Below are 21,060 nucleotides of genomic sequence, written 5' to 3' on the forward strand. Positions count from 1 at the left end.
GTCTACCTCCATCGAGGTAGACCGAATTCGGCCGTTTGGTAGGTTATGTCTCTTATATGGAGTGCGTGAAGATATGAGGTTGCAGCGGCGTCATCGGGTCAGACGGTAGGCGTACTGCGCGTCGAAGGTCCCCGCTGTCGCCGCACAGCCGTCGGCCTGGCCGGGCGGCTTCACCCACAGATAGGCATCGACGCCGGAGACGCCCGTGTCGAGGGTCGGGGCGTGTCCCAGCCGACGGCCCGGTGGATCGCAGGCACGGTGGCCCGGGGACGGGCCGGCGCCGTTTCGGCTGGTGTCGATCACCATGCCCAGTCGGGAGTTGCCCAGCCTCCGGATGACGGAGCGGCCGTAGCTGACTTCGTCATGGGTCCTGTTGAAGTTCGACACGTTCAGGGCGATGCCGTCGGCGTACCGGGTGGCACCGGCACGCCGGAGGCGATCGGCCATGGTCCGGGCGGGGTGCCAGCCGGAATTCCCCGCGTCGTAGTAGACCCGGGCATGGGGGGCGTCTCGGCGCAGCACACGGCCCGCGTAGGAGAGGGCGGTGAAGCGGTCGTGCTGCTCCGGGCGGCTGAGGCAGTCGGCGAGCCCGAGGGCGTCCGGTTCGAGGATCACCAGTGCCTGGGCCGGGCCGATGCCCTGGGCGAAGCTCTCGATCCAGGTGCGGTAGGTGGCGAGGTCGCCGGTGCCGCCCGTGCTGTGTCCGGAGCAGTCGCGGCGGGGCACGGCGTATGTGACGAGCACGGGCAGCGTGTGCTGCGCCCGCGCGGCGTCGACCAAAGCGTGCACCTGGCCCGCGACCGTCATGGGATCGGGGTCGGTGAACCAGGACGCCTGCGGCCGCGAGGCGATGCGCCCGGCGATGACCGCTGCCCAGGAGGCCCCGGGGTGTTCGCGTACCCACAGGGCGGCCGGGGCGTCGGGGGCGGTGTAGAGGCGGGTCCTGGCGGGGAAACGTGGCTCCGCCAGGGCCGCGCTGCCGTGATTCACGTCCTGGAGGAACGAGGTGTTCGTCACCACCGTGGCGACAGCCACGAGGAGCCCGAGGGCGGACAGCAGCGCCGCCAGCCGTACTCTCCATGGACGCGGCTGCGCGCGCCCCGGGGCCGGTGTTTCGGGGCGCGCGCGCTCGGGGGCGGGGGCGTTCAAGCGGCCCGCCGTCAGTCGTCGTCCGACGGGGTGATGCGGCGTCGGATCAGGAGCCATGCGATGACGGTCAGCACAAGGAGTGTGCCGGTCACGGCCGCCACCACCAACGCCGGGCCGGTATCCGAGGACCGGGTGGTGATGCGGCTCTGGGTGTCCACCTGCGAGGAAGCGCGGTCGGTCAGTGCCTTCGCCGGGTCGACAACCCCGTAGCCGTGGTGGACGTCGTAGCGGGGCGGTGCCTTTCGGTCCGCCGTGTCGGTCAGTTTCTGGATGACCTCGGCCACGTTCCAGCGAGGATGTTCGGCGCGCACCAGCGCGGCGGAGGCAGCGACCCAGGACGCCGCGTACGCCGTGCTGGAGCCCGTCCAGTAGTCCTCGTTCCGGGCCGTGGTGAGGATGCCGACGCCCGGTGCGGTCAGGGCCACGTCCCGGCCGTAGTGGGAATCCGGCCAGACGTCGCCCTGCTTGTTGCTGGCCGCGACCGCGACCACTCCGGGGTAGGCGGCGGGGTAGGACGCGGCGTTTCCGGTCCGGCCGTCGTCGCCCGCGCCGGCCACTACCAGGGCGTCGCTCTGGGCCGCGTACTCGATCGCCGACCTGAGCTCCTCGCTGGGCCGGGGAAAGGACACGGCGACGTCGATGACCTTCGCTCCCTGGTGGGCCGCGTACCTGATGCCCGCAGCGGTCGCCGCGGCCACGGGGGCGTCGTTCCGGTAGACCCGCACGGGAAGCACCCGAGCCTGAGGAGCCAGGCCGTACAGGCCGTCGCCGCCGTAGTTGCGGCCGGTTCCGGCGATGATGCCGGCCACGTGGGTGCCCTGTACCTCCGCCATGCCCTGATCGCGGGTGCCGTTGCCGGTCGAGTAGTCCGCGAGATCCGCGCCCTTGACGACGCGTCCCTTGAGGTCGGGATGGGAGGCGTCGACTCCGGTGCCGATCACCGCGACGGTCACGCCCTGCCCCTGGCTGGTCTCCCAGGCCTGGTCGGCCCTGAGCGCGGACAGCGCCCACTCCGACCCACGCAGCGCCGAATCGGCAGGAGCCACGCGGTAGCCGGCCGGAGCCGTGGTGACCGACGCCGCGACAGTGAGCGCGAGGGCCGCAGCGCCGACAAGGGCGCGCCCGGCGAACACGCCCGGATTGGTGGGACCTGGCATGGTGACGCCTCCTAACCCCTTGGTTGGATGCGACGTGAGCCGCCTCTACGGGAAGAGGCCCGGACTCCTCATGGTCTGCTGGCCGTGCAGGGCGTAGTACCCGCCAATAGGGGAGAGGAGGATCCCCCCTTCGGGGGAGGCGCTTCGCGCAGCGGCCCAGCGGAGGGGCGCTCCCCCATTTGGGGGAGAAGGGGACTTCCCCCGAAGGTGGGAGCCGCGCTCACGAATTCGTGTGATGTCTGCGGCTACCAACAAGCGCAGGCTGAACGGTGAGGTCCCTGTTGACAGGGCCGGGGGCGTTCTCGCGCTTGGAGGATCCGCGATGCACCGAATTCGGACGGCACCCGTACGCGGCGAGAGCCCGCAGGACCAACCGCAGTCCTCAGGGCATCCTGCCACATTCACAGTGCGAGGTGACTGGGCGAGAGGGCACCTTGTCGGCCGGATGCTGATGTTCGCGGCAGTCGGGGCAACGGGCGTAGTCGTGAACACGGCGGCTCTGTCCGTCCTTCACCTACTCCTGCGGGTGCCGCTCGTCGCGGCCTCGGCCATGGCCGTGGAACTGGCCGTGGTCAACAATTACGTACTCAACGACCGGTTGACCTTCGCCACGCACGCCCTGTCGATGCGGCGGTTCGTGAAGTTCAACGTGTCCATGCTCGGCGGTCTTGCGGTCAACGTGCTGCTGCTGTGGGTCCTGGTGCGCGGCGGAGTCGCCTTCTTGGTGGCGAACCTGCTCGCCATCGCTGCCGCCTTCGCGGTCAACTACGCCTCCAGTGCACTGTGGGTGTGGGGCTGGAACCCGAGGAGCAGCTGATGACGCTCCTCCTGTACGCCGGACTGGTCCTGGTGTCCCTCCTGCTCAGCGCGCAGTCGGCACACGTGCTGTATCTGATGCTCTACACCTGGGACCAGCCGGACGCCGAACAGAAGGCGAAGGCGCCCGACGCCTTCCTGCCGCCGCGGCTGTCCTTCAGCGTGATGCTGCCGGCCCGGCACGAAGAGGACGTCATCCAGACCACCATCGAGCGTGTGGTGCGCGCCGACTATCCCCCCGAGCTGCTGGAGGTCTTCGTGATCTGCTCGGCGGACGATGCCGGCACGATCGCCAAGGCCGAGGAGAAGATCGACGAACTCGAACGTGAGGGCATGCACAACGTCGAGGTCGTCGTCTTCGACGACAGGCCCATCAACAAACCGCACGGGCTGAACGCCGCTCTGCCGCACACCAGTTGTGATGTGGTGACCATCTTCGACGCGGAGGACGACATCCATCCCGCGATCTTTGACCTGGTGAACACGGTGATGACCCAGGACGAGGTCAACGTGGTCCAGTCCGGCGTGCAGTTGATGAACTACCAGTCCACCTGGTATTCCGCGCTGAACGTCCTGGAGTACTTCTTCTGGTTCAAGAGCCGCCTGCACTACCACGCCCTTGAGGGGGCCATCCCGCTCGGCGGCAACACGGTGTTCTTCAAGCGTGAGTTGCTCGTGCGCCTGGGCGGCTGGGACGAGCACAACCTCACCGAGGACGCGGACCTCGGCCTTCGAGTGTCGGTCGCGGGGGAGCGGGTGCGGGTGGTCTACGACGACCGGTACGTGACAAAGGAGGAGACCCCGCCGACGCTCGGCCACTTCATGCGGCAGCGCACCCGCTGGAGCCAGGGGTTCATGCAGACCCTGAGCAAGGGCACATGGAAGCAGATGCCCACCCGCAAGCAGCGGTGGCTGGCCTTCTACGTGCTGGCGTTCCCGCACGGGCAGGCGCTGCTGGGCCTGTATCTTCTGGTCTCCCTGGGCATGATGTTCTTCCTCAAGGTGCCGGTGCTGGTTGCGCTCGTCTCCTGGCTGCCCGTGCTCATGCTGATGGCGCACTTCGTGACACAGGCGGTGGGCCTGTACGAGTTCACCGACGCCCACGGGCTGCAGGCCAGCCCGAAGGCCGTCCTGCGCATGGCCATCGCCTGGTACCCGTACCAACTCGTCCTTGCCTATGCCGCGCTTCGCGCCATGCGGCGTCAGATGACCGGCCGCAACGACTGGGAGAAGACCCAGCACGTCGGCGCCCACCGGACCCAGGCGTCGGAGGCGAACTCCCATGTCGCGTGAGACGAAGCCGCGGCTGGTGGTGGTCCACGACGAGGAGCCGGCCGGACAGTCCCCGTCGCCCGTCGAGCCGAAACCGCAGTCGGCCACCATGGCCGGCGAGTTCTCCGGGCTGGGGCGGGGCGGAGCCAGCGCGCTGGGCGCCGCCGTGCTCACGGGGCTTCTCACGCATGGCTGGCACCTGTTCCAGTACCCGCTGTACCTCACCGACGAAGGCATCTACATGCAGCGGGCCTGGTCGCTGGTACGGCAGACCAGCCTGTCGCCGTACACCTATGACTACGACCACGCGCCGGGCGGCTGGATCCAGCTCGCCGGCTGGGCCTTCCCGCTGCCGAACCAGTTCGAGACCTTCGGCAATGCGGTCAACACCGGCCGGTTTCTGATGCTGCTGGTGCACCTGGCCAGCGTGGCGCTGCTCTTCGAGATCGTGCGGAGGCTGTCCGGCAGCGTCCTGGCCGCCTCGGTGGCGGCGTTCTTCTACAACGTCTCGCCGCTCGCGGTGTACTACCAGCGGCAGGTCCTGCTGGACAACTTGATGATGTTCTGGGTGCTGCTGAGCCTGTACCTGCTGCTCGGCAGCGAGTTGAGGGTCCGTCATGCGCTCGGGGCCGGTGCGGCGTTGGGGGTCGCCCTGATCACCAAGGAGAACGCGCTGTTCTTCGTGCCCAGCCTGGTGTATCTGCTGCAGCGGAGGGTGAAGGGCTCCACCCAGCGCCGGTTCGCCACATCACTGTGGCCGTTTGCGATGGCGACCCCGGTTGGTGCCTATGTCCTGTACGCAGTGCTGAAGAACGAGTTGCTGCCCACTGGCTTCGACTTCGACCTGAGCAACCCTCCGGCCGACCATGTGTCGTTGCTGTACACCCTGTGGTGGCAGCTCAACCGCAACCAGGGCTCCCCGCTCAGCTCGGGCAGCTTCCTGTACACCAGCTGGATCCCCAAGGACGGGCTGTTCCTGCTGCTCGGCCTGTTTGCCATGGTGGCCGCCCTGTACTGGGGTTTCACAGACCGGCAGAAGAATATTGGCTTCCTGGTCGTCGGCACGATGGCGCTCGCCTACGCCTTCTATCTCGTGCGCGGCAGCGTGCTCCTGGACTTCTACATCGCCCCGATGATCCCGCTGCTCGCGATGAGTATCGGCATGGTGGGCGATCGGCTGCTCGACCGGCTGCGGCCCCGGCTGAGGATCGCGGTGCTCGCCACGGCCGGAGCCATGCTCCTGCTCATCCCGGCGACCCACTACCTCCTGACGGTCAACACCGAGGGACACGTGGCGATCGCGGACCAGTACCAGCCCAGGCTGAACCTGACGCGCATGCAGGAGCAGCAGGTCGCCTGGATACGGAAGAACGTCCCGGCCAACGCGCGGATCATCATGGACGACGACTTGTGGAGCGACCTCCACGACGTCCGCCCCTTCTACCCGTTCGCGCACTCCCACTGGAACGCCTCCTCCGACCCGGACGTGCGCGACAAGCTCTTCGGCAAGAACTGGCAGAACGTCGACTACATCATCATGTCGAACAAGATGTTGCAATCCATGGAGGGCAACAACGGCGACGGCCGCGAGAACTGGATCCTGACCGCCCTTAAGCACTCGAAGCAGGTCTGGGAGACCAGCCAGGGCGACATCAAGCTGCAGATCTACCGGGTCGGTTAGTCCCGGGCCAAGGAGGTGACCGACATGCCCGTGAACCCTGAGAAGGGGGGAAAGGACATACCCGAGAGCTCCACGAACACCGGGCAGTCCCGTCCCCAGGGCGAGCAGCAGAAGAGGCGATTCACCTGGAAGAAGGTCCTGATGATCGCCATAGCCTTCGTGGTCGTCGGCTCCCTCGTCCAAGTGATCGCGAAGAGCGGCGGATTCGGCGGCGCGCTGAACACCACCGGCGGCAAGTCCGGGAACAAGAAGAGCGCACCGACGGAAATAGTGACGCCCACGCAGAAGCCGAAGACGGTCCACCTGGGGCAGCAGAAGATCCCTCGCGCGTCCGGGCCGATCATCGTGGTCAACCCCGGCCTGGTCACGCCGGGCGGCCAGGCCACGGTCGAGGGCACGGGCTTCGACGCCAGGTCCGCCGTGGACCTGGTGCTGAAGACCGCGTCGAAGCAGACCACGGGCAAGGCTGTAGGGACGGCGAAGACAGACAAGACCGGGTCGCTCAATGCGCAGATCACCGTGCCGGAGGACGTCAACAAGGGCGCCACTCTGGTCGCGATGCAGCGCGGCGGCGACAAGGCGGCCGAGGCCCAGCTGATCTCGGGTGGCGTGGTCGGCTCCGTGAAGATCAGCAAGACGGTCGGTAAGCCCGGCGCCCCCGTGTCGCTCAGCGTCCAGGGCTTCGGGGCCGGGGAGCGGATCGACGTGTTCTGGGGCCGGGTCGGCGGTACGCCGGACGCCACTTTGACCGCCGACGGCTCCGGCGGCATCGGCCGCGCGGACGTCAAGGTCGGCGTCGCCCCGACCGGCGCCAGCACCCTGATCCTGGTCGGTGAGAAGAGCAAGACCACGGCCACCGCCCCCTTCCAGATCCTGGGCTTGTACCCGTCGATCAAGTCGTCGCCGTATGCCCTGAAAGCGGGGCAGCAGATCAGCGTGTCGGCCGGCGGATTCGCCCCGGACGAGCGCGTACTCTTCTACATCAACACCGCCAGCGGAATACCCGCATTCACCTCGAACGCCGACGCCAACGGCAATGTCGGGTCCGTGTCCTTCAACGTGCCGTTCGGTCTGGAGGGTGAGCAGAGCCTCACCGCGATCGGCGACCGGACCCGGTCCGTGGTCCGTGCGGGCTTCGACGTACTGCCGTACACGCCGACCGCCGAGCCGAGCACGTACTCGGGCAAGGCCGGTACGTCGGTGAGCTTCTACGTCACCGGCTTCGCCCCGAACGAGACCGTGACCCTCTACGCCGGTGGCCCGAACGGCGACGCGAAGAAGATCACGACCTTCCAGGTCAACGACCAGGGCGCGGCGGAGGCTGTCGGCTCCTACCCGATCACCAAGGCGGACGAGGGCGGCGTGGCCTTCATGCTCGTCGGGAACAAGAGCGGCGGCAAGGCCAAGGCGGGCGTCAACCAGACCCAACAGGGACAAGGACAGGGACAAGGACAGGGACAGGGACAACAGGGACAGGGGCAGTAAGGCCGGGCAGAACGGAGCGGTCCTCCGTGCCCCGCACAGTGACGAAGATGCGAGGAGAAGGCCATGAGTGTCGTCTTCGGGCCTAACAGCCGACGAGTCCTGCAGTTTCTCACCCACATCGAGGACCTGACGCCGGAGCAGATCGACCGGGTGGCCGCGGTGTGGCGACAGACCTCCAGCCAGACCCGCGCCGAGGCCTGGGCGGAGGTCCGGCGCACCACCAGCGACGAGGAGCGCTACCGCATCCTCGTGGCGGCGTCAGTGGCCCGCCGGGCCGCCCTGGACGCGGCCCAGACCCACCATCGGCACGACTGGGCGTTCTGGGCGGCGGTGTGGGACGCGGTGATGGCGATAGCGGTCTGTGACCGGATCGGCGGCCACTACGACGTCCTGATCGCCCCCATCGCCGACGTCATGCCGTTCCTGGGAGTGCACCGGCGTGACCAGCTCCGCACCCGCCACCTGCCGGACGCCGTGTTCGGAGGGAGCGGGCAGCCATGAACCACGGTATCCCCGTGATGGTGGCCGACAACGACGCGAGGGTCCGGGAGGCGCTCGCGGACCTGGTCGAGTCGCAGCCGGCCTTCGAGTTGGCGGGTCTGGCCGTCGACCACGCACAGACCGTCTCGGTGGCGGTTCAGACGCGCCCGCGGGTGCTGGTCCTCGATGTGCAGATGCCCAGAGGGGATGCCGCCACGACGGTACGTACCCTCCGTGAACGGGCACCGGAGACAAAAGTTCTGGCACTGTCCGCGTACGCCGACCGGGAGACGGTCACGGGCATTCTGGCCGCCGGGGCCGCAGGCTACCTGGTCAAGGGCGCACCGGCGTCGGAAATCCTGGAGGCGATCACCCGTGCGGCCCGCGGCCAGTTCAGCATGTCGGCCGAGCTTGCCGAAGTCTGCCTGAAGCCCCTGAGACGCCTCCCGCTGCCGCACATGCCGGCGGAGCGTCCGCTCGCACCCGTCGATGAGAACGCATGTCTGCATTTGCTCGAGCAAGCGCCATGCGGTGTGCTGGTCACCGGGATGCAGGACCGCGTCGAACTCGCCAACACCCAGGCCCGGCGCATGTTCGGCTACAGCACCACCGAGCTGCGCGGTAAGCGGCTGCCAGACCTGCTGCCCGAACAGACAGGGCTCATCGAGCAGTTGCTCACTCCGGGCAGGCGGACGCAGGGGCTGCGCAGGGACGGTTCCGAGTTCCCTGTCCAGGTCGGCGGCGGCCGACTGCGCGGTGGTCGCCCGCGCTACGTGGTGTATGTGATGGATCTCAGCGACGCGGGCGCCACCGGGGACCGGCTCCGTCAGCTCGTCGAGTCGTCCCCGGACGCGATGATGGTCGTGGACCCCGAGGGCCGCATCCGTCAGGTCAGCGCTCGCGCCGAGTCCCTGTTCGGCTACAGCCGCGAGCAGTTGCTCAGCCTGCGAGTCGAGACGCTGCTGCCCGACCAGCCGCTGACCGTCTCACTGCGGGACTGGAGCGACCCGCGCCAGGAGCCGTCCGGACACACCATGGAGTTGGTCGGCCGACGTCAGGACGGCAAGCAGTTCCCGGCTGACGTGAGCGTCAGCCCGCTGCGCAGCACCGAAGGCGTGTTCACGGTCCTGACCGTCAGGGACATCACCGAAGTGCAACGCGCCCAATTCGTCCTGGAACGCAGCCTGGAACAGCTGGAGGGCACCGACCGGGACCGGCAGGCTCTGCTCAGCCACCTCATCCACGCCCAGGAAGAAGAACGCAAACGCATCGCCGCCGACATCCACGACGACACCATCCAGGTCATCACCGCCGTGGGACTGCGCCTGCAGCAGCTGCGCAGACGTCTCACGGACCCCAAGGACGTCCAGGTGATGGACAAGCTGGACGAGACTCTCAAGCTCTCCCTCAGCCGTCTGCGTCAGCTCATTTTCGACCTGCGGCCCTCCAGCCTGGAGCACGGCAGCCTGGCCACCGCACTGCAGACCTTCCTCGACCGGATGCGCGCCGAGATCGGCACGCACTACAAGTTCGAGGACCACTTGGAGGAGAGCTTGCCCGTCGAGACCATGGTGCTGGTCTACCGGACGGCGCAGGAAGCCCTGATGAACGTGCGCAAACACGCCCGGGCCAAGATGGTGCGCGTGCAGCTGCTGGGCGTGGAGGACGGCTGCCTGATGCGGATCGTCGACGACGGCGTGGGCTACGACCCCCTGGAGGTGGAGTCCCGCCCGGGCCACCTCGGTCTCACCCTCATCCACGAACGCGCCCAGATGGCGGGAGGCTGGAGCCGCGTCGAGAGTCAACCGGGGGTCGGCACCACCGTCGAGTTCTGGGTCCCGCTCACGGAGTCCGTGGCGCAGGACAACAGCAGTGAGTCCGCATTGAAGGATGCCGAGCCGTGATCAGCCCGCCCGAGCTCATCACGGTGTTGCTCGTCGAGGACCACCGGGCCGTCGCCGAGGGGCTGTGGGCGCTGCTCGACGATTACGACGACCTGACCGTGGTCGGCTGGGCCGACTCGGTCGCCGAAGCCGTGCCGATGACGGTCGAACTGTCCCCGCAGGTGGCACTCATCGACTACCGGCTGCCGGATGGCACGGGAGCCGAGGCGGCGGCCCGCATCCGCGCCCAGGATCCGGCTGTCGTGGTCGTCTTCCTGAGCGCCGACACCAGCGATGCCGCACTGCTGGCCGCCGTCGAGGCGGGTGCGAGTGGATACCTGCTCAAGTCGGCCGGCGGGGACGAGATCGCCACAGCCATCCGCGCGGCGGCCGCGGGCGAGACCTTGATCCCCGCCCGCACCCTCATGGAGGTCCTCGCCCGCCACCGCGAGAGCGCCCGCCGCACAGCGCAGCAGGCGGAGCGGCTGGAGAGCCTCACCGGCCGTGAACAGGAGATCCTCGCCCTGATGACCCAGGGCCTGGACAACCGGGCCATCGCCGACCGTCTCACCATCAGCTACGCCACCGTACGCACCCACGTACGCGGCATTCTCGAGAAGCTCGATGCACGTTCCCAGCTGGAGGCGGTCGCCAAGGCCGCCGACTGGGACTTCCACCCGGTGACGCCCGATCAGGCCGGCCCGCCCGAGCCTGGAGCGGCGTCGGCGGCGGACGTACCGTGAACCGAACCGGGGCCAGGTATGAGGGTGCCGCCGTCGTCGGCGGCCCTGGGCCAGGACGGCATCCCTGCCATCGACAAGGCTCGCTTCCTCTCCGACGACCAGCCGGTCTTCGGCCTGCAGGGGCAGAGTGACGAACGGCCACGCGCCTACCCGTAGTTGGTGCCGGCCTCCGAATCGTCGCCGGTAAACGGCAACTTGCCCTCCTGGTCGGGAGTTGGCGCTTCCGAGATCGACAGTGCTGACGTACCGGCGGCTACGGCACCGAGCCTCTCAGGCTTGGCGGGTCCCATTGCAGGGGGATCACCTCGTAGCTGTCCGCGACGAGTCGGCGGATACGGGGGTGACCTTCGGATCCGTCGAAGACGAGCCGGATGCCGTCGTCGCCCTTGGACTTCATGGCGGCGGCCAGGGCGCTGAAGGCCCTGCCGAGGTCGGCGTGGCTCTCGGTGTCGGCGAGGATGATGAGGGCGACAGCACTCATGGTCTATGCCCTTCCGGAGTTCTGGATGTCCGACGCCTCGGCATCGATGGTCGGATGGATCTGTGCCGACGGGGGACGCACCCGGTCGGCGCTCACCCCCGCGGTACCGAAGAAGAGCCGCTGGATCATCGCCACGATCGCCTCCTTCATGTGCCCCATCACCATCGACATGTCCACCGGAACCGAGACGGCAGCCAGGCCGTGCAGCAGGTCGATGACCACGAAGCCGTAGCATCATGTGTCGCCCCGGGCGGCGTATCCGCACGTCGATCAGCGAGGTGGGTTTCCGGTGCGGATGGAGATCCTCGTCCGCATAGGCTCCGACCGCACGGCACAGCCACAGATGGCGCAGTCACTCGGCGCACTCCGCCTGCCACCGGCACGCCATGGGGAGCGCTCAGCTTCGGCATGTACCGGAAACCCGCGTTAAGACCTGCCTCATTCCGTGGAATGCTCCATTTGTCCGGGGGGCTTCTAGTCCGTGGGAGACGCTGTGGCGCAGCCGCCGAAGACGCGGGACAAGGCGTTCGCGGAGTTCGTGCTGCCCGAGGTGGAGGTCCTGCTGCGGGTAGCGATGACGCTGACCGCGCAGCCCGCCGATGCCGAGGATCTGGTGCAGGACACGCTGCTGCGTGCGTACCGGGCGATCGACCGGTTCGACGGCGAGCATTCACGGGCCTGGCTGCTGACCATCATGCGCCACGCCGAGATCAACCGGCACCGTCGGCGCAGGCCCCACCTCCTGGACGATCCGGACACCGACCTGGAGCGGTTGACCGCGGTCGGCGCGGAGGCCTCGCCGGAGGACGTGGTGGTCGGTGAGAGCTTCGACGAGGTGGTCGCTGCCGCGCTGGCCGCGCTGCCGGACAAGCACTGGGAGGTCGTCCGCCTTGTGGACATCGGCGGGCTGAGCTACGCGGAGGCAGCCGAGGTGCTCGACGTACCGGAGGGAACCGTGATGAGCCGCCTGCACCGGGCCCGTAAGCGCATAAGGACTGAGCTCGCGGCCGCCGGACTCGCACCGAAGCCGAAGAGGAGCATGATGTGATCGGGCACCGGACAGGCGCGGCGCATCGCAGCATGAGCTGCAGGGAAGCGGCAGGGATGCTGCAGGCCTGCCTGGACGGCGAGGCCGACGAGGACACCGCACGCCGGTTCGCCACGCATGTGGAGGACTGCCGCCGCTGTGGTCCGGAGACGGCCGTCTACCAGGAAATCAAGAACTCACTGGCCCGCCAGGAGGTTCCGGACGAGACCAGCCTGGCCCGCCTGCGCGAATTCGGCACCGCCCTGCTTGCGTCGGGACCGCGCGAGGCGGCCCGATTCGGCGGCGCCCGGTGACCGCCCGGCCGATGTCGGTGGCCACTGGAGCAGACCGACTTCACCGGCCTGCTCCAGTGCCCAACCTCGTCCTGGCATTGCAGCCCTAAGCTCGGTCAGAAGCCCAGCCACAGACAAAACGATCGCATTGTTGCCGGTGGGGTTGCGACACCACTCATCCGGCGCACATCGCGCGCCGGGCTCATGCCGTTGTGTTGGCGTGGCAGTGCAACGACCTGTAACAGGTGTGCGGTACGCGGAGTTGCGGGAACAACTGCGGCACGTACTGGCCCTCAGTGAGCCGGCGCTCATGGGGCGACTGGGCCTCGCCGACGACGAAGGCAGCATGAGCCGGCTCGCACGGGCGGCTGAGTCGCCCTGCTCGGCGGGGACGCGCAATATGGAAAGTGACCCGAATGACCCACTCTCGCGGAGGTGAACCGCGATGACGCTGCCTGTACGACGCCGGGCCGGCAGCCTGATGGAGAGGTCGTTTCCCGGCTCCGGATGGGGTGAACCCGTCGCCGCCGAGTTCGACGAGCTGTTCGAGCGCATGAACCGGCTGCTGCAAGGCGTCGCCGCCGGTCCCGCCGCGTCGGCTTGGTCGCCGGCGGCCGATGTGCGGGAGACCGACGACGCCTATCTGATCGAGGCGGAACTGCCCGGGATCAGGCGGGACGACATCGACATCGAGATGAGCGAGCGGGAGATGCACATCACCGGGGAGTACACGGAGCGGGAACGGGAGGGCGTCCTGCGCCGCAGCACCCGGCGAAATGGCCGTTTCGACTACCAGGTCCTCCTGCCCAACGATGTCAGGTCCGACGCGGTCAGCGCGACCCTGCACGACGGGATCCTGACCGTCACCGTGCCCAAGGCGCAGGCCACCAAGCCGCGGCACATCGAGATCACCGAGTCCTGACGAGCACGGTGCTGCGGCGAGGCCGTCGCACGGCAGGCCCGTTCCGGCACTGCCGGGCGGCGGCATACCGGCCGACACCGGGAGGTGTGGACACGAAGATGCTGATGCCCCACGTCAGAACCGTCGCTGCAGCACTTCACGCCTACCGGTCCGCATGGGCCGACCTGCTGCACGATCCGGCATGCCCGCTCAGCTACCGTCGGCTCGACGACGCCGCCTATACACTCAGCGTCCTGATGGGACAACGCAACGCCGCCGACGCCGTGGCAGAGGCAGAGAGCCTTCTCGCCAGGACCTCAGCCGAGGAGCGAAGGCGCCGGGCCGGGCAGGTGAGACCGTCATCCACGGACGTCGATTCCGGGTCTGCGGCCGACGGTTCGGTCGGCTGGTACACAGGTGTCCAGGCCGTACCCCAAACGCCATCTCTCGCTTCGAGTCGGAGACCTCATCCAAGATCGCGAAAACGCGCCTCGATGGGCCGGATGAGATACGGAGAAGACCATCACGACGCTCCTTGACACGAGCACCTGGTACGCAGGGAACCCAGGTCCCGGTACCTGGCCGCAGCGTTCGGTGAATGGTGCCGGCTCGTCGACACGGTCCACGACCTGATCGAAGTGGCGCCTCGGCCTCGTCCTCACGCGCAGGCCGAGCCGGCCACGGCTCGCAAGCGCAGCGCGGAACCGGAGGCGGAGTTGGTCCTCCGCTGCCAGGGACCGCCCAACAGCTTCGGGAGGTTACCTCCCCCAAAGGTGTTCCGAGCCATTCGTGTGATGACCGGTGGGGGGATATTTCGGGTGACCGGCTTGCCGGGTGCCGCAAGTGGCCGAGTCGGGCTACTGTGCCAGGCCCGACCGGGCTGCTTTCGGCCGGCACCATGTGGCACGCCGAGCCCATCGACGTGTACCCGACCGACGCTCCGGGCGAGAAGCTGCCTGACGGGGGCCTGGCCATGGGCCCACGGCCAGGCCCCTGATCAGTTCTCACGCGTCGGCCGGCGCTCCTCCGCCCGGCGGCCCGTCCGGCCATGCCGCCACCGCCCGCAATTCGAAGCGCTCGCTGAGCGAGCAGCCGACCGAGAGGGTGATCAGCAAGCGCACGACGACGGGCGCGGGGTCGGTACTGGCGACGGTCGTCGCGGCCGTGGCAAGCCTCGCGACGCCGCGGCCGAGTGTGACAGGTTTCGTTGCGGTGTTTCGGTCGGAGTGTTGAGGCATCTTGTAGAGCTGTCGGGAGGTGGGTCTTGCCGTCGGCGACTCGGGGGCGACGTACGTCTTCGTCGCAGGATCCGGGTCACCGCTGCGGCTCATCCGGTGCCGGTTGGTCGGTCCGGCGGACGCCAGGATTCGTCGTCGGCCTTCCGCGGAATGGCTCCTTCCGCGGCCAGCCGGGTCCTCATCCGCCTACGGGCACGGTGCACGCGGTGGGCCACGATCCTCTCCGGCACACCGAGCAGCCCGGCGGCCTCCGCGTAGCTGAGCCCGCCCTTGTCCACCAGCTGTGCCACCAGCCGTTGCCTGCCCGGTAGTGAGCTGAGAGCTGAGCCGACCGCCTCGTCGAAGCCCCCACCGGGTACCACGGGCTGTGGTGACGAAGGCCGTGCGGGACCGGTGTCCAGGACAATGCGGGAATGCTGCCGCTCGAGTACGGCTCGACGCATGAGAGTCAGCAGCCAGGCGCGCGGATGCTCACCGTCGAACCGGTCCATGGCGGCATGGGCGCGCAGCAACGTGTCCCGTACCAGGTCCTCGGCGTCGGCGGGCCCCGCGCTCAGCGCCGCTGCGGCCCGCAACAGTAGCTCCACCTCGGGCAGCACGTAGGCCGTGAAGGCCTGCTCCCGCGCCGCTGCCTGATGCATGGCCCGCCACCTCCTTCCGAGCCCGCATCCTTTTCCACACTGACACCACATCGCATGCCGCGCCACTTTCCCCCAAACGCGTTTGCAGCCTGCTGCTTTGCGAGTCATTCCAACGGATTAACGGGGGCTCATGACCGGGAGCCCTCCGTTCCGCCCCGGTTGGCTCCGTGGTGCCACCGGCCCCCAGAGGGCGACCCAGAGGCAGCCCCGGAAGAGCGGAATACGGAGTCGCGGCCGCAGGGTTTCGTGGTCGTGGAAGAGCGACTGCCGTGTGCCGAAGTGGTGCGGGAGACGACCTTCGCGGAGTTGGGGCTGCCCGAGGTGGAGATGCTGCTGAGGGTGGCGAGGACCCTCACGGCGCGGCCCGCGGACGCCGAGGACCTTGTTCGGGACACATTGCTGCGTGCCTACCGGGCGATCGACCGGTGTGACGGAAAGCAGCCGCGTGACTGGCTGCTGACGCTCATGAGCGAGGCCGGGGTCGACCGGCGCCGAGTCGGCGCATCCTCTCGCCTCGGCGGTTCCGGCGCCACCGGCCCAGGCCTGCTGGTCGACATAGACAGCCTGTCGTATACGGAGGCGGCCGGGCTGCTCGGAGTGCCGGAGGGAACCGCGACAGGCGGACTGCACCCGGAGCGCAACCGGATCTGGGTCCGACCGGCGGCGGCCAGGCCGATGCCGGGGCGAGGTGTCCGATGAGCGCATTGTCGTGGCGACGGGACGCGGCCGAGCGCCGGATGAGCTGCATGCGGGTGACCCGGGTCCTGCAGGCGTACCTGGACGGCGCGACCGACGAGGTCACCGCCCGCCGGGTGGCGGCGCACCTCGAGGACTGCCGCCGCTGCGGCCTGAATGCCGAGGCCTATCAGGAGATCAAGAACGCGCTCACCCGCGGGTCGGAACCTGACGCTGACGCAGTCGAGCGGCTGCGGGGGTTCGCCGAGGGACTTTCGTGGCACGGATGCGGAGAAGGACAGGAGCGGCCGCCGGGACCCTGATGTGCCTGCGGTGGAATGCACGCAGGGAGCCGTCGGGTTTCCTCATAGCGCGTGAACGAGCAGCGCAGCGGTCGGTGGTGCGTACGTGGCGGCTGCCGACGAGCAGGGTGGCTCCGAAGCTTTCCTGGAGCGCCGGGACATGACCGGCGCTCGCAGGGGGTGTCGTCCGATGGCGAAGACACACCGCACGGCGATGCGGCCGAGGATGTGGCGGTGGAGGCGCAATCCGCTCCGGCGCGGCAGCGACATCGCCGAGGCCTGGGTCCTGCTTCTTGCCTGGACGCTCGCCGTGCTGGGCGGCCCGGCGGCCGGGCTGGCGACAGGTGGTGCGACCTGGCAGGCACTCGTCCGGGAGAATGCCGGGCGTCATGCCGTTGAGGCCGTGGTCTCCGATTCCGTGACGGTCAGGAGCAGCGGGGCGCACGGCACATGGATGTGGGCGACTGTGCGCTGGAGAGCACCGGACGGGGCGGTGCACAGCGACAGGGCTCTGATGCCGTCCAGTGCTGCGGCGGGGACCCGGGTCAGGGTGTGGACGGACGGGCGGGGCCGTCAGACATCGGCGCCGCTTGCGCCCTCGGCCGTGGCGGCCCAGGCCGCCTCGACGGGTGTGCTGGCGGCGGCGGGCGCAGCCGGCGCCGTGCTGGTCGGCACTGTTGCCGTACGCGTCGCCCTGGACTGCCGCCGCATGCGGCAGTGGACGCAGGAATGGGAGCGAGCCAACCCCTGGCGTGGCCGGAAGACCGGCTGAACAAGGCGGGGATTTCTGGCGCATCACACGAGCCGCGCACTGCGACGGACACGGCGCGAGGTGGCACAACATCCACAAGCTCGACGACGGCGATCCGATCGCACTTCGAGACCAAGGACACCTGGTACGTCTTCAACACGCTGCCGAAGACCCCGATTGCCATGGCCGACGCCCATGAAGCCCGGCGCCTCCAGCGCGAAACCGTCGCCGGCGCCCTGCATCTGCGCTCGATCGCCCCGTCATCGGCAGGTCGGGGCATGCACGAGGTATTCGGCCATGCTCTCCCGCGTGTGCACGAGGCCACCGTTGCGACGGACCGGATCATGGACAAGGCCGATCGTCGTTCGCTTGCGGGCACTCGTGTGCACCGCGATGGATACGTCAGGGGTGGTTCGCGGTGATGTCGGGGTCTCGTGTTCGGTTGTGCGCTGCTGTGCTCGTCCTGTCCGCCACCGCTGTCCTCACGGCCGGCTGCGAGCAGGAAGCACACGGCCGGACCTGTCCCGATGGGAGGGGCAAGGACATCTCCGGGCGTGATGTCGCGGGAGTGGAGCTGTGGCAGAAGACTCTCCGGTGCGTGAACCTGGAGCGCTCGGCAGTGACAGGATCGGTCTCCGAGGCCAACCTGAGCCGGGGCAATCTCTTCGGAGCGCGGCTGGCGGAGGTGTCCTTGGAAAACGTGGATCTCCGGGACGCGGATCTCCGCCGCGCCGGGCTCACCTCCAGCACGCTCGAAGACGTCGACCTGCGCGGCGCGGATCTCGGCACGGCCGTGCTCGACAAGAGCCTGCTCACCAACGTCAGCTTCGCAGGAGCCCGGCTCAAGGGCGCGAGACTACGGTTCGTCTCCCTCACCGACGTCGACCTCAGCCACGCGGACCTGCGGGACGCGGATCTGACGGGTGCCACACTGTCCGGCTCCACGCTGCGCGGGGCGAGGCTGGACGGGGCCGGTCTGTCGCGCACGAGCTGGGAGGACGTCGTGTGCCCCGACGGCACCAAGTCCGTCGGGACCCACTCGTGCACGGAGCATCTCACCCCGGCTTCCTGATCGGACGGGGTCCGGCAAGCGTCCGTCGAGCCGATGGCCCGAAGGTCTCCGCCGCTTGTCGTCGTAGGTCACCGCGTGGCCCGGGCGGCCGCCGTGCGACACAGCCGGGCCGGCGCGCTTCTCGCCGTGCAGTCCGGAAGACCACTGAGAATCGCCTGTGCTCGACGGGTCAGGCGCAGAGCGTCCCGGAGGGCCCGTTCCGGTGCTGGACGTGTCGGCAGGGTCGGCACCGGACCACCCGTTTCCACACAGTGGGGGAGGGGCCGCCGGTACTGGCTGCGAGTGCCTCGTCCGTGAGCCTGAGGGTCGTGCCGCGCCGCTCACCATGGCGGGCGAGGACGTCGCCTCAGTCTGCGCGCGTACGGCGTCGGGACCAAGGCCGGCCAGGATCTGCGAGGCACGGGCGAACAGGAGGTCGCCCGTGAGCAGCGCGACCGACGTGTGCCCGAGGTCGCAGGGAGCCGGTGCGGTGTGCCCGGGTGCTTCGGCGTCGCGCACACTGTCGTGGCCGAATGCAGCGAGGTGCGTCAACTGGACGGCGACCACCGCGGGCACGACTCCGGAGGCCTGCGGATCACCGAACCGGGCGGCCCGGCGGTACAAGCAGGGGCCGCAGCCGCCAGATCTCCCCTGTGCGCAGGAGCCAGCCGGTCCATCCCGTGGGAGCGCCCCTGCCGTTCGGAAGCGGGCCAAAGGGAATGCGGAGGCGCCGCCGACGGGTCCCCTAGTGCGGAAAGACGGCTACCGAGTGACGACGTCACCTGTCGATTGGCGGGCCTGGTGCCCCGACAGCCCAGGCGTACGGGATGGAAGCCTCCTAGACCCGAGGCGAGGTGGACGATGAGGCTCTGGCCGAGACGAAGGAACGCTGCGCAGCAGAAGACGGGCTGCGCAGCGGTGATACGTGTCCTGCAGGCGCATCTCGACGGAGAGGTGGACGACGCCACCGCCCGGAGAGTGGTCGAACACCTTGCCGACTGTCGTGCCTGTGGCCTGGAGGCCGACCTGTACCGCGAGATCAAGAAGTCACTGGTCCGACAGCAGCGGCCCGACGACTGGGCGGTGGCAGGGCTACGCGCGTTCGGTGAGGCTTTGCTGCAGACCGGCCCGGCGGGCGGGCGCGATCGCCACCCGGCGAGTGACGGCCGACGCTGACAGCCGCGGGACCAGTGGTCCCCGTCGTACCCGCCGCGCCTCGTCGCGACTGTCGCCGCAGCACACGCCGTGGGCAAGGGTGGAGCACCTGAGCAGGCCTTTCTTTCACATCGTGCGTGGTCATGGAGCCGCGTGACCCCATGGTCAGGGACGTGACACAGCACGGTTGTCAGGACCTCACCACGGGAGTCGAGGATCTCGGTGGCGTGCAGGCGTGCTAAGCGGAGCACGGGCGTTTTCTCCTGCCTCGTGGGATGTGGACCGGCGATCAGCTGTGGCCGCCGGTGACGCGTTCGCGAAAGGCGCCGATCCGGCGGGCGGGAGCGGGGCGGCCACGGCGCAAGCGGGTGGGCACAGGCGAGGGTGCGTAGCCGTTGCCGACGCACTGTGGGCGCAGGCCGCCGCCTCAGTCCTAAGGGACTGTTAGGAGTTGGCCCCCGATCTTGAGCGGCCCTGTGTTGCCGTCGACTCTGTGAGCTCCCGGGCCGCAGACAAGGGAGTTCCGATGGCCACACAGAGCATGTCCGAGCGCGCGCGAAAGACGCGCCGTGACGAACGCAGGGTCGTCAGCAACATCCTGCGCGGATCGATCGGCAACCTGATCGAGTGGTACGACTGGTATGCGTACACCGCGTTCAGCGTCTACTTCGCCGCCGTCTTCTTTCCCGCGGGCGACCAGACCGCCCAGCTGCTGAACACCGCCGCGGTGTTCGCCGTCGGATTCCTGATGCGGCCGATCGGCGGCTGGGTGCTCGGCCGCTACGCCGACCGCCGCGGCCGGCGCGCGGCCCTGACCCTGTCGGTGACCCTCATGGCCGCCGGTTCGCTGATCGTCGCACTGACGCCGTCGTACGGCTCGATCGGGGCCGTCGCGCCGGTGTTGCTGGTGACCGCGCGGCTGCTGCAGGGCCTCTCGGTCGGCGGTGAGTACTCGACCTCGGCCACCTACATGTCCGAGGTGGCCTCGCCCGGCCGCCGCGGCTACTACTCCAGCTTCCAGTACGTCACCCTCATCGCCGGCCAGCTGACGGCCCTCGGCCTGCAGATCGTCCTGCAGCAGGTGCTCAGCACCGCGCAGCTGGAGGCCTGGGGCTGGCGGGTCGCGTTCGTCGTCGGCGCCGCGGGAGCAGTCGTCGTGCTCTGGCTGCGGCGCGGCATGGACGAGTCGGAGAGCTTCGAGCGCGCCGCTGCCGGGGGCGAGGAGAAGGAGAACGGCGGTCCGGCGCGGGGCACCGTGCGGCTGCTGCTGTCCTACCCGCGGCAGTGCCTGGTCGTCGTCGGGCTGACCATGGGCGGCACGCTGTTCTTCTACACGTACACCACGTACCTGCAGAAGTTCATGGTGAACACCAGTGGCATCGCCAAGCCGACGGCGGCCTGGATCAACTTCTTCGCGCTGCTCGTGTTCGTCGTGCTGCAGCCGGTCGTGGGTCTGCTGTCCGACCGGGTGGGACGCCGTCCGATGCTGATCGCCTTCGGGGTGCTGGGCGCCGCCGTGGTGGTGCCCTCGCTCACCCTCCTCTCCCATACCAGCGATCCCGTGTACGCGTTCCTGCTCATGGTGGTTCCGCTGGCCGTCAGTTCGCTGTACACCTCGATCAGCGCGGTGGTGAAGGCCGAGCTGTTCCCGACCTCGATCCGGGCGCTCGGTGTCGGACTGCCCTACGCGCTGACGGTGGCCGTGTTCGGCGGGAGCGCCGAGTACGTCGCCCTCTGGTTCAAGAACGCCGGGCACGAGAGCTGGTACTTCTACTACGTCACCGCCTGCGTCCTGATCTCGCTGCTCGTCTACATTCGGATGCGCGAGACGTCGGACGGATCGCCGCTGGACGAGGATGTCTCCCGGTCGTAGGGCCGA

24 protein-coding genes and 1 pseudogene are annotated in these 21,060 nt (G+C 68.8%); 19 read left to right on the forward strand and 6 right to left on the reverse strand.

From position 1 onward, the window contains the following. Positions 1-90: 90 nt before the first annotated feature. Both AB0N07_RS34430 and AB0N07_RS34435 read right to left on the reverse strand, forming a co-directional pair. The gene (locus tag AB0N07_RS34430; RefSeq protein WP_365841917.1) at positions 91-1,206 is read right to left on the reverse strand and encodes a glycoside hydrolase family 6 protein; all 1,116 of its coding nucleotides are present in this window, start codon (positions 1,204-1,206) and stop codon (positions 91-93) included. Beyond that, positions 1,161-2,306, reverse strand: coding sequence for a S8 family serine peptidase (locus AB0N07_RS34435; RefSeq protein WP_365841919.1), 1,146 nt, complete (start codon positions 2,304-2,306; stop codon positions 1,161-1,163). Before AB0N07_RS34435 ends, AB0N07_RS34430 begins: the two co-directional genes overlap by 46 nt. A 484-nt stretch (positions 2,307-2,790) precedes the next feature. On the opposite strand from AB0N07_RS34435, the gene AB0N07_RS34440 reads away from it, so the two are divergent. The 8 genes from AB0N07_RS34440 (at position 2,791) to AB0N07_RS34475 (ending at position 10,822) form a co-directional block, all read left to right on the forward strand. Beyond that, positions 2,791-3,123: a GtrA family protein gene (locus tag AB0N07_RS34440; RefSeq protein ID WP_365841921.1), complete on the forward strand. Its 333-nt coding sequence runs from the start codon at positions 2,791-2,793 to the stop codon at positions 3,121-3,123. Continuing rightward, a complete protein-coding gene (locus AB0N07_RS34445) occupies positions 3,123-4,415 on the forward strand; it encodes a glycosyltransferase (RefSeq protein WP_365841923.1) in 1,293 nt (430 codons plus the stop codon). Before AB0N07_RS34440 ends, AB0N07_RS34445 begins: the two co-directional genes overlap by 1 nt. Continuing rightward, entirely contained in the window at positions 4,405-6,075 is a 1,671-nt protein-coding gene (locus tag AB0N07_RS34450) for a glycosyltransferase family 39 protein (RefSeq protein ID WP_365841925.1), read from the forward strand. Before AB0N07_RS34445 ends, AB0N07_RS34450 begins: the two co-directional genes overlap by 11 nt. A gap of 24 nt (positions 6,076-6,099) precedes the next feature. Beyond that, positions 6,100-7,560 carry a hypothetical protein gene (locus tag AB0N07_RS34455; RefSeq protein ID WP_365841927.1) on the forward strand — a complete coding sequence of 487 codons (1,461 nt, stop codon included), beginning with the start codon at positions 6,100-6,102 and terminating at the stop codon, positions 7,558-7,560. 63 nt (positions 7,561-7,623) lie between these two features. Continuing rightward, entirely contained in the window at positions 7,624-8,061 is a 438-nt protein-coding gene (locus AB0N07_RS34460) for a hypothetical protein (protein ID WP_365841929.1), read from the forward strand. After that, positions 8,058-9,944 carry a PAS domain S-box protein gene (locus AB0N07_RS34465; protein WP_365841931.1) on the forward strand — a complete coding sequence of 629 codons (1,887 nt, stop codon included), beginning with the start codon at positions 8,058-8,060 and terminating at the stop codon, positions 9,942-9,944. The genes AB0N07_RS34460 and AB0N07_RS34465 overlap by 4 nt, the downstream gene beginning before the upstream one ends. Next, positions 9,941-10,666 (forward strand): response regulator transcription factor, encoded by a 726-nt coding sequence (locus AB0N07_RS34470; RefSeq protein WP_365841933.1) that lies wholly within the window; start codon positions 9,941-9,943, stop codon positions 10,664-10,666. The genes AB0N07_RS34465 and AB0N07_RS34470 overlap by 4 nt, the downstream gene beginning before the upstream one ends. 18 nt (positions 10,667-10,684) lie before the next feature. Further along, positions 10,685-10,822 carry a hypothetical protein gene (locus AB0N07_RS34475; RefSeq protein WP_365841935.1) on the forward strand — a complete coding sequence of 46 codons (138 nt, stop codon included), beginning with the start codon at positions 10,685-10,687 and terminating at the stop codon, positions 10,820-10,822. Between the two features lie 97 nt (positions 10,823-10,919). Here the strand turns inward: AB0N07_RS34475 and AB0N07_RS34480 are convergent, their stop codons facing one another. Continuing rightward, positions 10,920-11,147 (reverse strand): hypothetical protein, encoded by a 228-nt coding sequence (locus AB0N07_RS34480; protein WP_365841936.1) that lies wholly within the window; start codon positions 11,145-11,147, stop codon positions 10,920-10,922. A 3-nt stretch (positions 11,148-11,150) separates the two neighbouring features. After that, positions 11,151-11,369, reverse strand: a complete 219-nt coding sequence (locus AB0N07_RS34485) for a hypothetical protein (protein ID WP_365841938.1) — start codon at positions 11,367-11,369, stop codon at positions 11,151-11,153. Positions 11,370-11,640: 271 nt separating this feature from the next. Here AB0N07_RS34485 and AB0N07_RS34490 point away from each other — a divergent pair, with 271 nt between their 5' ends. The 4 genes from AB0N07_RS34490 (at position 11,641) to AB0N07_RS34505 (ending at position 13,907) form a co-directional block, all read left to right on the forward strand. Then, entirely contained in the window at positions 11,641-12,195 is a 555-nt protein-coding gene (locus tag AB0N07_RS34490) for a sigma-70 family RNA polymerase sigma factor (protein ID WP_365841940.1), read from the forward strand. A gap of 32 nt (positions 12,196-12,227) precedes the next feature. Then, a complete protein-coding gene (locus AB0N07_RS34495) occupies positions 12,228-12,488 on the forward strand; it encodes a zf-HC2 domain-containing protein (RefSeq protein WP_365841942.1) in 261 nt (86 codons plus the stop codon). 424 nt (positions 12,489-12,912) lie between these two features. Beyond that, positions 12,913-13,389 carry an Hsp20/alpha crystallin family protein gene (locus AB0N07_RS34500; RefSeq protein WP_365841944.1) on the forward strand — a complete coding sequence of 159 codons (477 nt, stop codon included), beginning with the start codon at positions 12,913-12,915 and terminating at the stop codon, positions 13,387-13,389. Positions 13,390-13,493: 104 nt separating this feature from the next. Then, the gene (locus tag AB0N07_RS34505) at positions 13,494-13,907 is read left to right on the forward strand and encodes a DUF5133 domain-containing protein (protein ID WP_365842005.1); all 414 of its coding nucleotides are present in this window, start codon (positions 13,494-13,496) and stop codon (positions 13,905-13,907) included. Positions 13,908-14,372: 465 nt separating this feature from the next. Here AB0N07_RS34505 and AB0N07_RS34510 read toward each other — a convergent pair whose 3' ends face one another. Both AB0N07_RS34510 and AB0N07_RS34515 read right to left on the reverse strand, forming a co-directional pair. Then, entirely contained in the window at positions 14,373-14,699 is a 327-nt protein-coding gene (locus AB0N07_RS34510; RefSeq protein ID WP_365841946.1) for a hypothetical protein, read from the reverse strand. Next, complete coding sequence (locus AB0N07_RS34515; protein ID WP_365841948.1) at positions 14,696-15,247, reverse strand: sigma-70 family RNA polymerase sigma factor; 552 nt, start codon at positions 15,245-15,247, stop codon at positions 14,696-14,698. The genes AB0N07_RS34510 and AB0N07_RS34515 overlap by 4 nt, the downstream gene beginning before the upstream one ends. Positions 15,248-15,499: 252 nt before the next feature. On the opposite strand from AB0N07_RS34515, the gene AB0N07_RS34520 reads away from it, so the two are divergent. From AB0N07_RS34520 to AB0N07_RS34550, 7 genes and pseudogenes are all read left to right on the forward strand, one after another. Continuing rightward, complete coding sequence (locus AB0N07_RS34520; RefSeq protein ID WP_365841950.1) at positions 15,500-15,946, forward strand: sigma factor; 447 nt, start codon at positions 15,500-15,502, stop codon at positions 15,944-15,946. Next, the gene (locus AB0N07_RS34525) at positions 15,943-16,245 is read left to right on the forward strand and encodes a zf-HC2 domain-containing protein (RefSeq protein ID WP_365841952.1); all 303 of its coding nucleotides are present in this window, start codon (positions 15,943-15,945) and stop codon (positions 16,243-16,245) included. The genes AB0N07_RS34520 and AB0N07_RS34525 overlap by 4 nt, the downstream gene beginning before the upstream one ends. A gap of 169 nt (positions 16,246-16,414) precedes the next feature. Continuing rightward, complete coding sequence (locus AB0N07_RS34530) at positions 16,415-16,996, forward strand: hypothetical protein (RefSeq protein WP_365841954.1); 582 nt, start codon at positions 16,415-16,417, stop codon at positions 16,994-16,996. A gap of 7 nt (positions 16,997-17,003) precedes the next feature. Then, positions 17,004-17,148 (forward strand): annotated as a pseudogene (locus AB0N07_RS34535) (class E sortase); the annotation flags it as partial. A 425-nt stretch (positions 17,149-17,573) separates the two neighbouring features. Then, positions 17,574-18,047 (forward strand): pentapeptide repeat-containing protein, encoded by a 474-nt coding sequence (locus AB0N07_RS34540; protein ID WP_365841956.1) that lies wholly within the window; start codon positions 17,574-17,576, stop codon positions 18,045-18,047. An 897-nt stretch (positions 18,048-18,944) separates the two neighbouring features. Then, positions 18,945-19,202, forward strand: a complete 258-nt coding sequence (locus tag AB0N07_RS34545) for an anti-sigma factor (protein WP_365841958.1) — start codon at positions 18,945-18,947, stop codon at positions 19,200-19,202. Between the two features lie 505 nt (positions 19,203-19,707). Next, positions 19,708-21,054 (forward strand): MFS transporter, encoded by a 1,347-nt coding sequence (locus AB0N07_RS34550; RefSeq protein ID WP_365841960.1) that lies wholly within the window; start codon positions 19,708-19,710, stop codon positions 21,052-21,054. Positions 21,055-21,060 lie beyond the last annotated feature (6 nt).

Origin of the sequence: Streptomyces sp. NPDC051172 (genome assembly GCF_040682555.1) — a bacterium.
GTDB lineage: Bacteria > Actinomycetota > Actinomycetes > Streptomycetales > Streptomycetaceae > Streptomyces.

What these genes read in the sequence shown, in the direction of transcription:
- AB0N07_RS34460 (WP_365841929.1), top strand. Translation starts at nt 7,624, where the DNA reads ATGAGTGTCGTCTTCGGGCCTAACAGCCGACGAGTCCTGCAGTTTCTC.
- AB0N07_RS34525 (WP_365841952.1), top strand. Translation starts at nt 15,943, where the DNA reads ATGAGCGCATTGTCGTGGCGACGGGACGCGGCCGAGCGCCGGATGAGC.
- AB0N07_RS34435 (WP_365841919.1), bottom strand. Translation starts at nt 2,306, where the DNA reads ATGCCAGGTCCCACCAATCCGGGCGTGTTCGCCGGGCGCGCCCTTGTC.
- AB0N07_RS34510 (WP_365841946.1), bottom strand. Translation starts at nt 14,699, where the DNA reads ATGAGCCGCAGCGGTGACCCGGATCCTGCGACGAAGACGTACGTCGCC.
- AB0N07_RS34465 (WP_365841931.1), top strand. Translation starts at nt 8,058, where the DNA reads ATGAACCACGGTATCCCCGTGATGGTGGCCGACAACGACGCGAGGGTC.
- AB0N07_RS34450 (WP_365841925.1), top strand. Translation starts at nt 4,405, where the DNA reads ATGTCGCGTGAGACGAAGCCGCGGCTGGTGGTGGTCCACGACGAGGAG.
- AB0N07_RS34445 (WP_365841923.1), top strand. Translation starts at nt 3,123, where the DNA reads ATGACGCTCCTCCTGTACGCCGGACTGGTCCTGGTGTCCCTCCTGCTC.
- AB0N07_RS34475 (WP_365841935.1), top strand. Translation starts at nt 10,685, where the DNA reads ATGAGGGTGCCGCCGTCGTCGGCGGCCCTGGGCCAGGACGGCATCCCT.
- AB0N07_RS34430 (WP_365841917.1), bottom strand. Translation starts at nt 1,206, where the DNA reads ATGGCTCCTGATCCGACGCCGCATCACCCCGTCGGACGACGACTGACG.
- AB0N07_RS34515 (WP_365841948.1), bottom strand. Translation starts at nt 15,247, where the DNA reads ATGCATCAGGCAGCGGCGCGGGAGCAGGCCTTCACGGCCTACGTGCTG.
- AB0N07_RS34500 (WP_365841944.1), top strand. Translation starts at nt 12,913, where the DNA reads ATGACGCTGCCTGTACGACGCCGGGCCGGCAGCCTGATGGAGAGGTCG.
- AB0N07_RS34495 (WP_365841942.1), top strand. Translation starts at nt 12,228, where the DNA reads ATGAGCTGCAGGGAAGCGGCAGGGATGCTGCAGGCCTGCCTGGACGGC.
- AB0N07_RS34530 (WP_365841954.1), top strand. Translation starts at nt 16,415, where the DNA reads ATGGCGAAGACACACCGCACGGCGATGCGGCCGAGGATGTGGCGGTGG.
- AB0N07_RS34505 (WP_365842005.1), top strand. Translation starts at nt 13,494, where the DNA reads ATGCCCCACGTCAGAACCGTCGCTGCAGCACTTCACGCCTACCGGTCC.
- AB0N07_RS34480 (WP_365841936.1), bottom strand. Translation starts at nt 11,147, where the DNA reads ATGAGTGCTGTCGCCCTCATCATCCTCGCCGACACCGAGAGCCACGCC.
- AB0N07_RS34550 (WP_365841960.1), top strand. Translation starts at nt 19,708, where the DNA reads ATGGCCACACAGAGCATGTCCGAGCGCGCGCGAAAGACGCGCCGTGAC.
- AB0N07_RS34455 (WP_365841927.1), top strand. Translation starts at nt 6,100, where the DNA reads ATGCCCGTGAACCCTGAGAAGGGGGGAAAGGACATACCCGAGAGCTCC.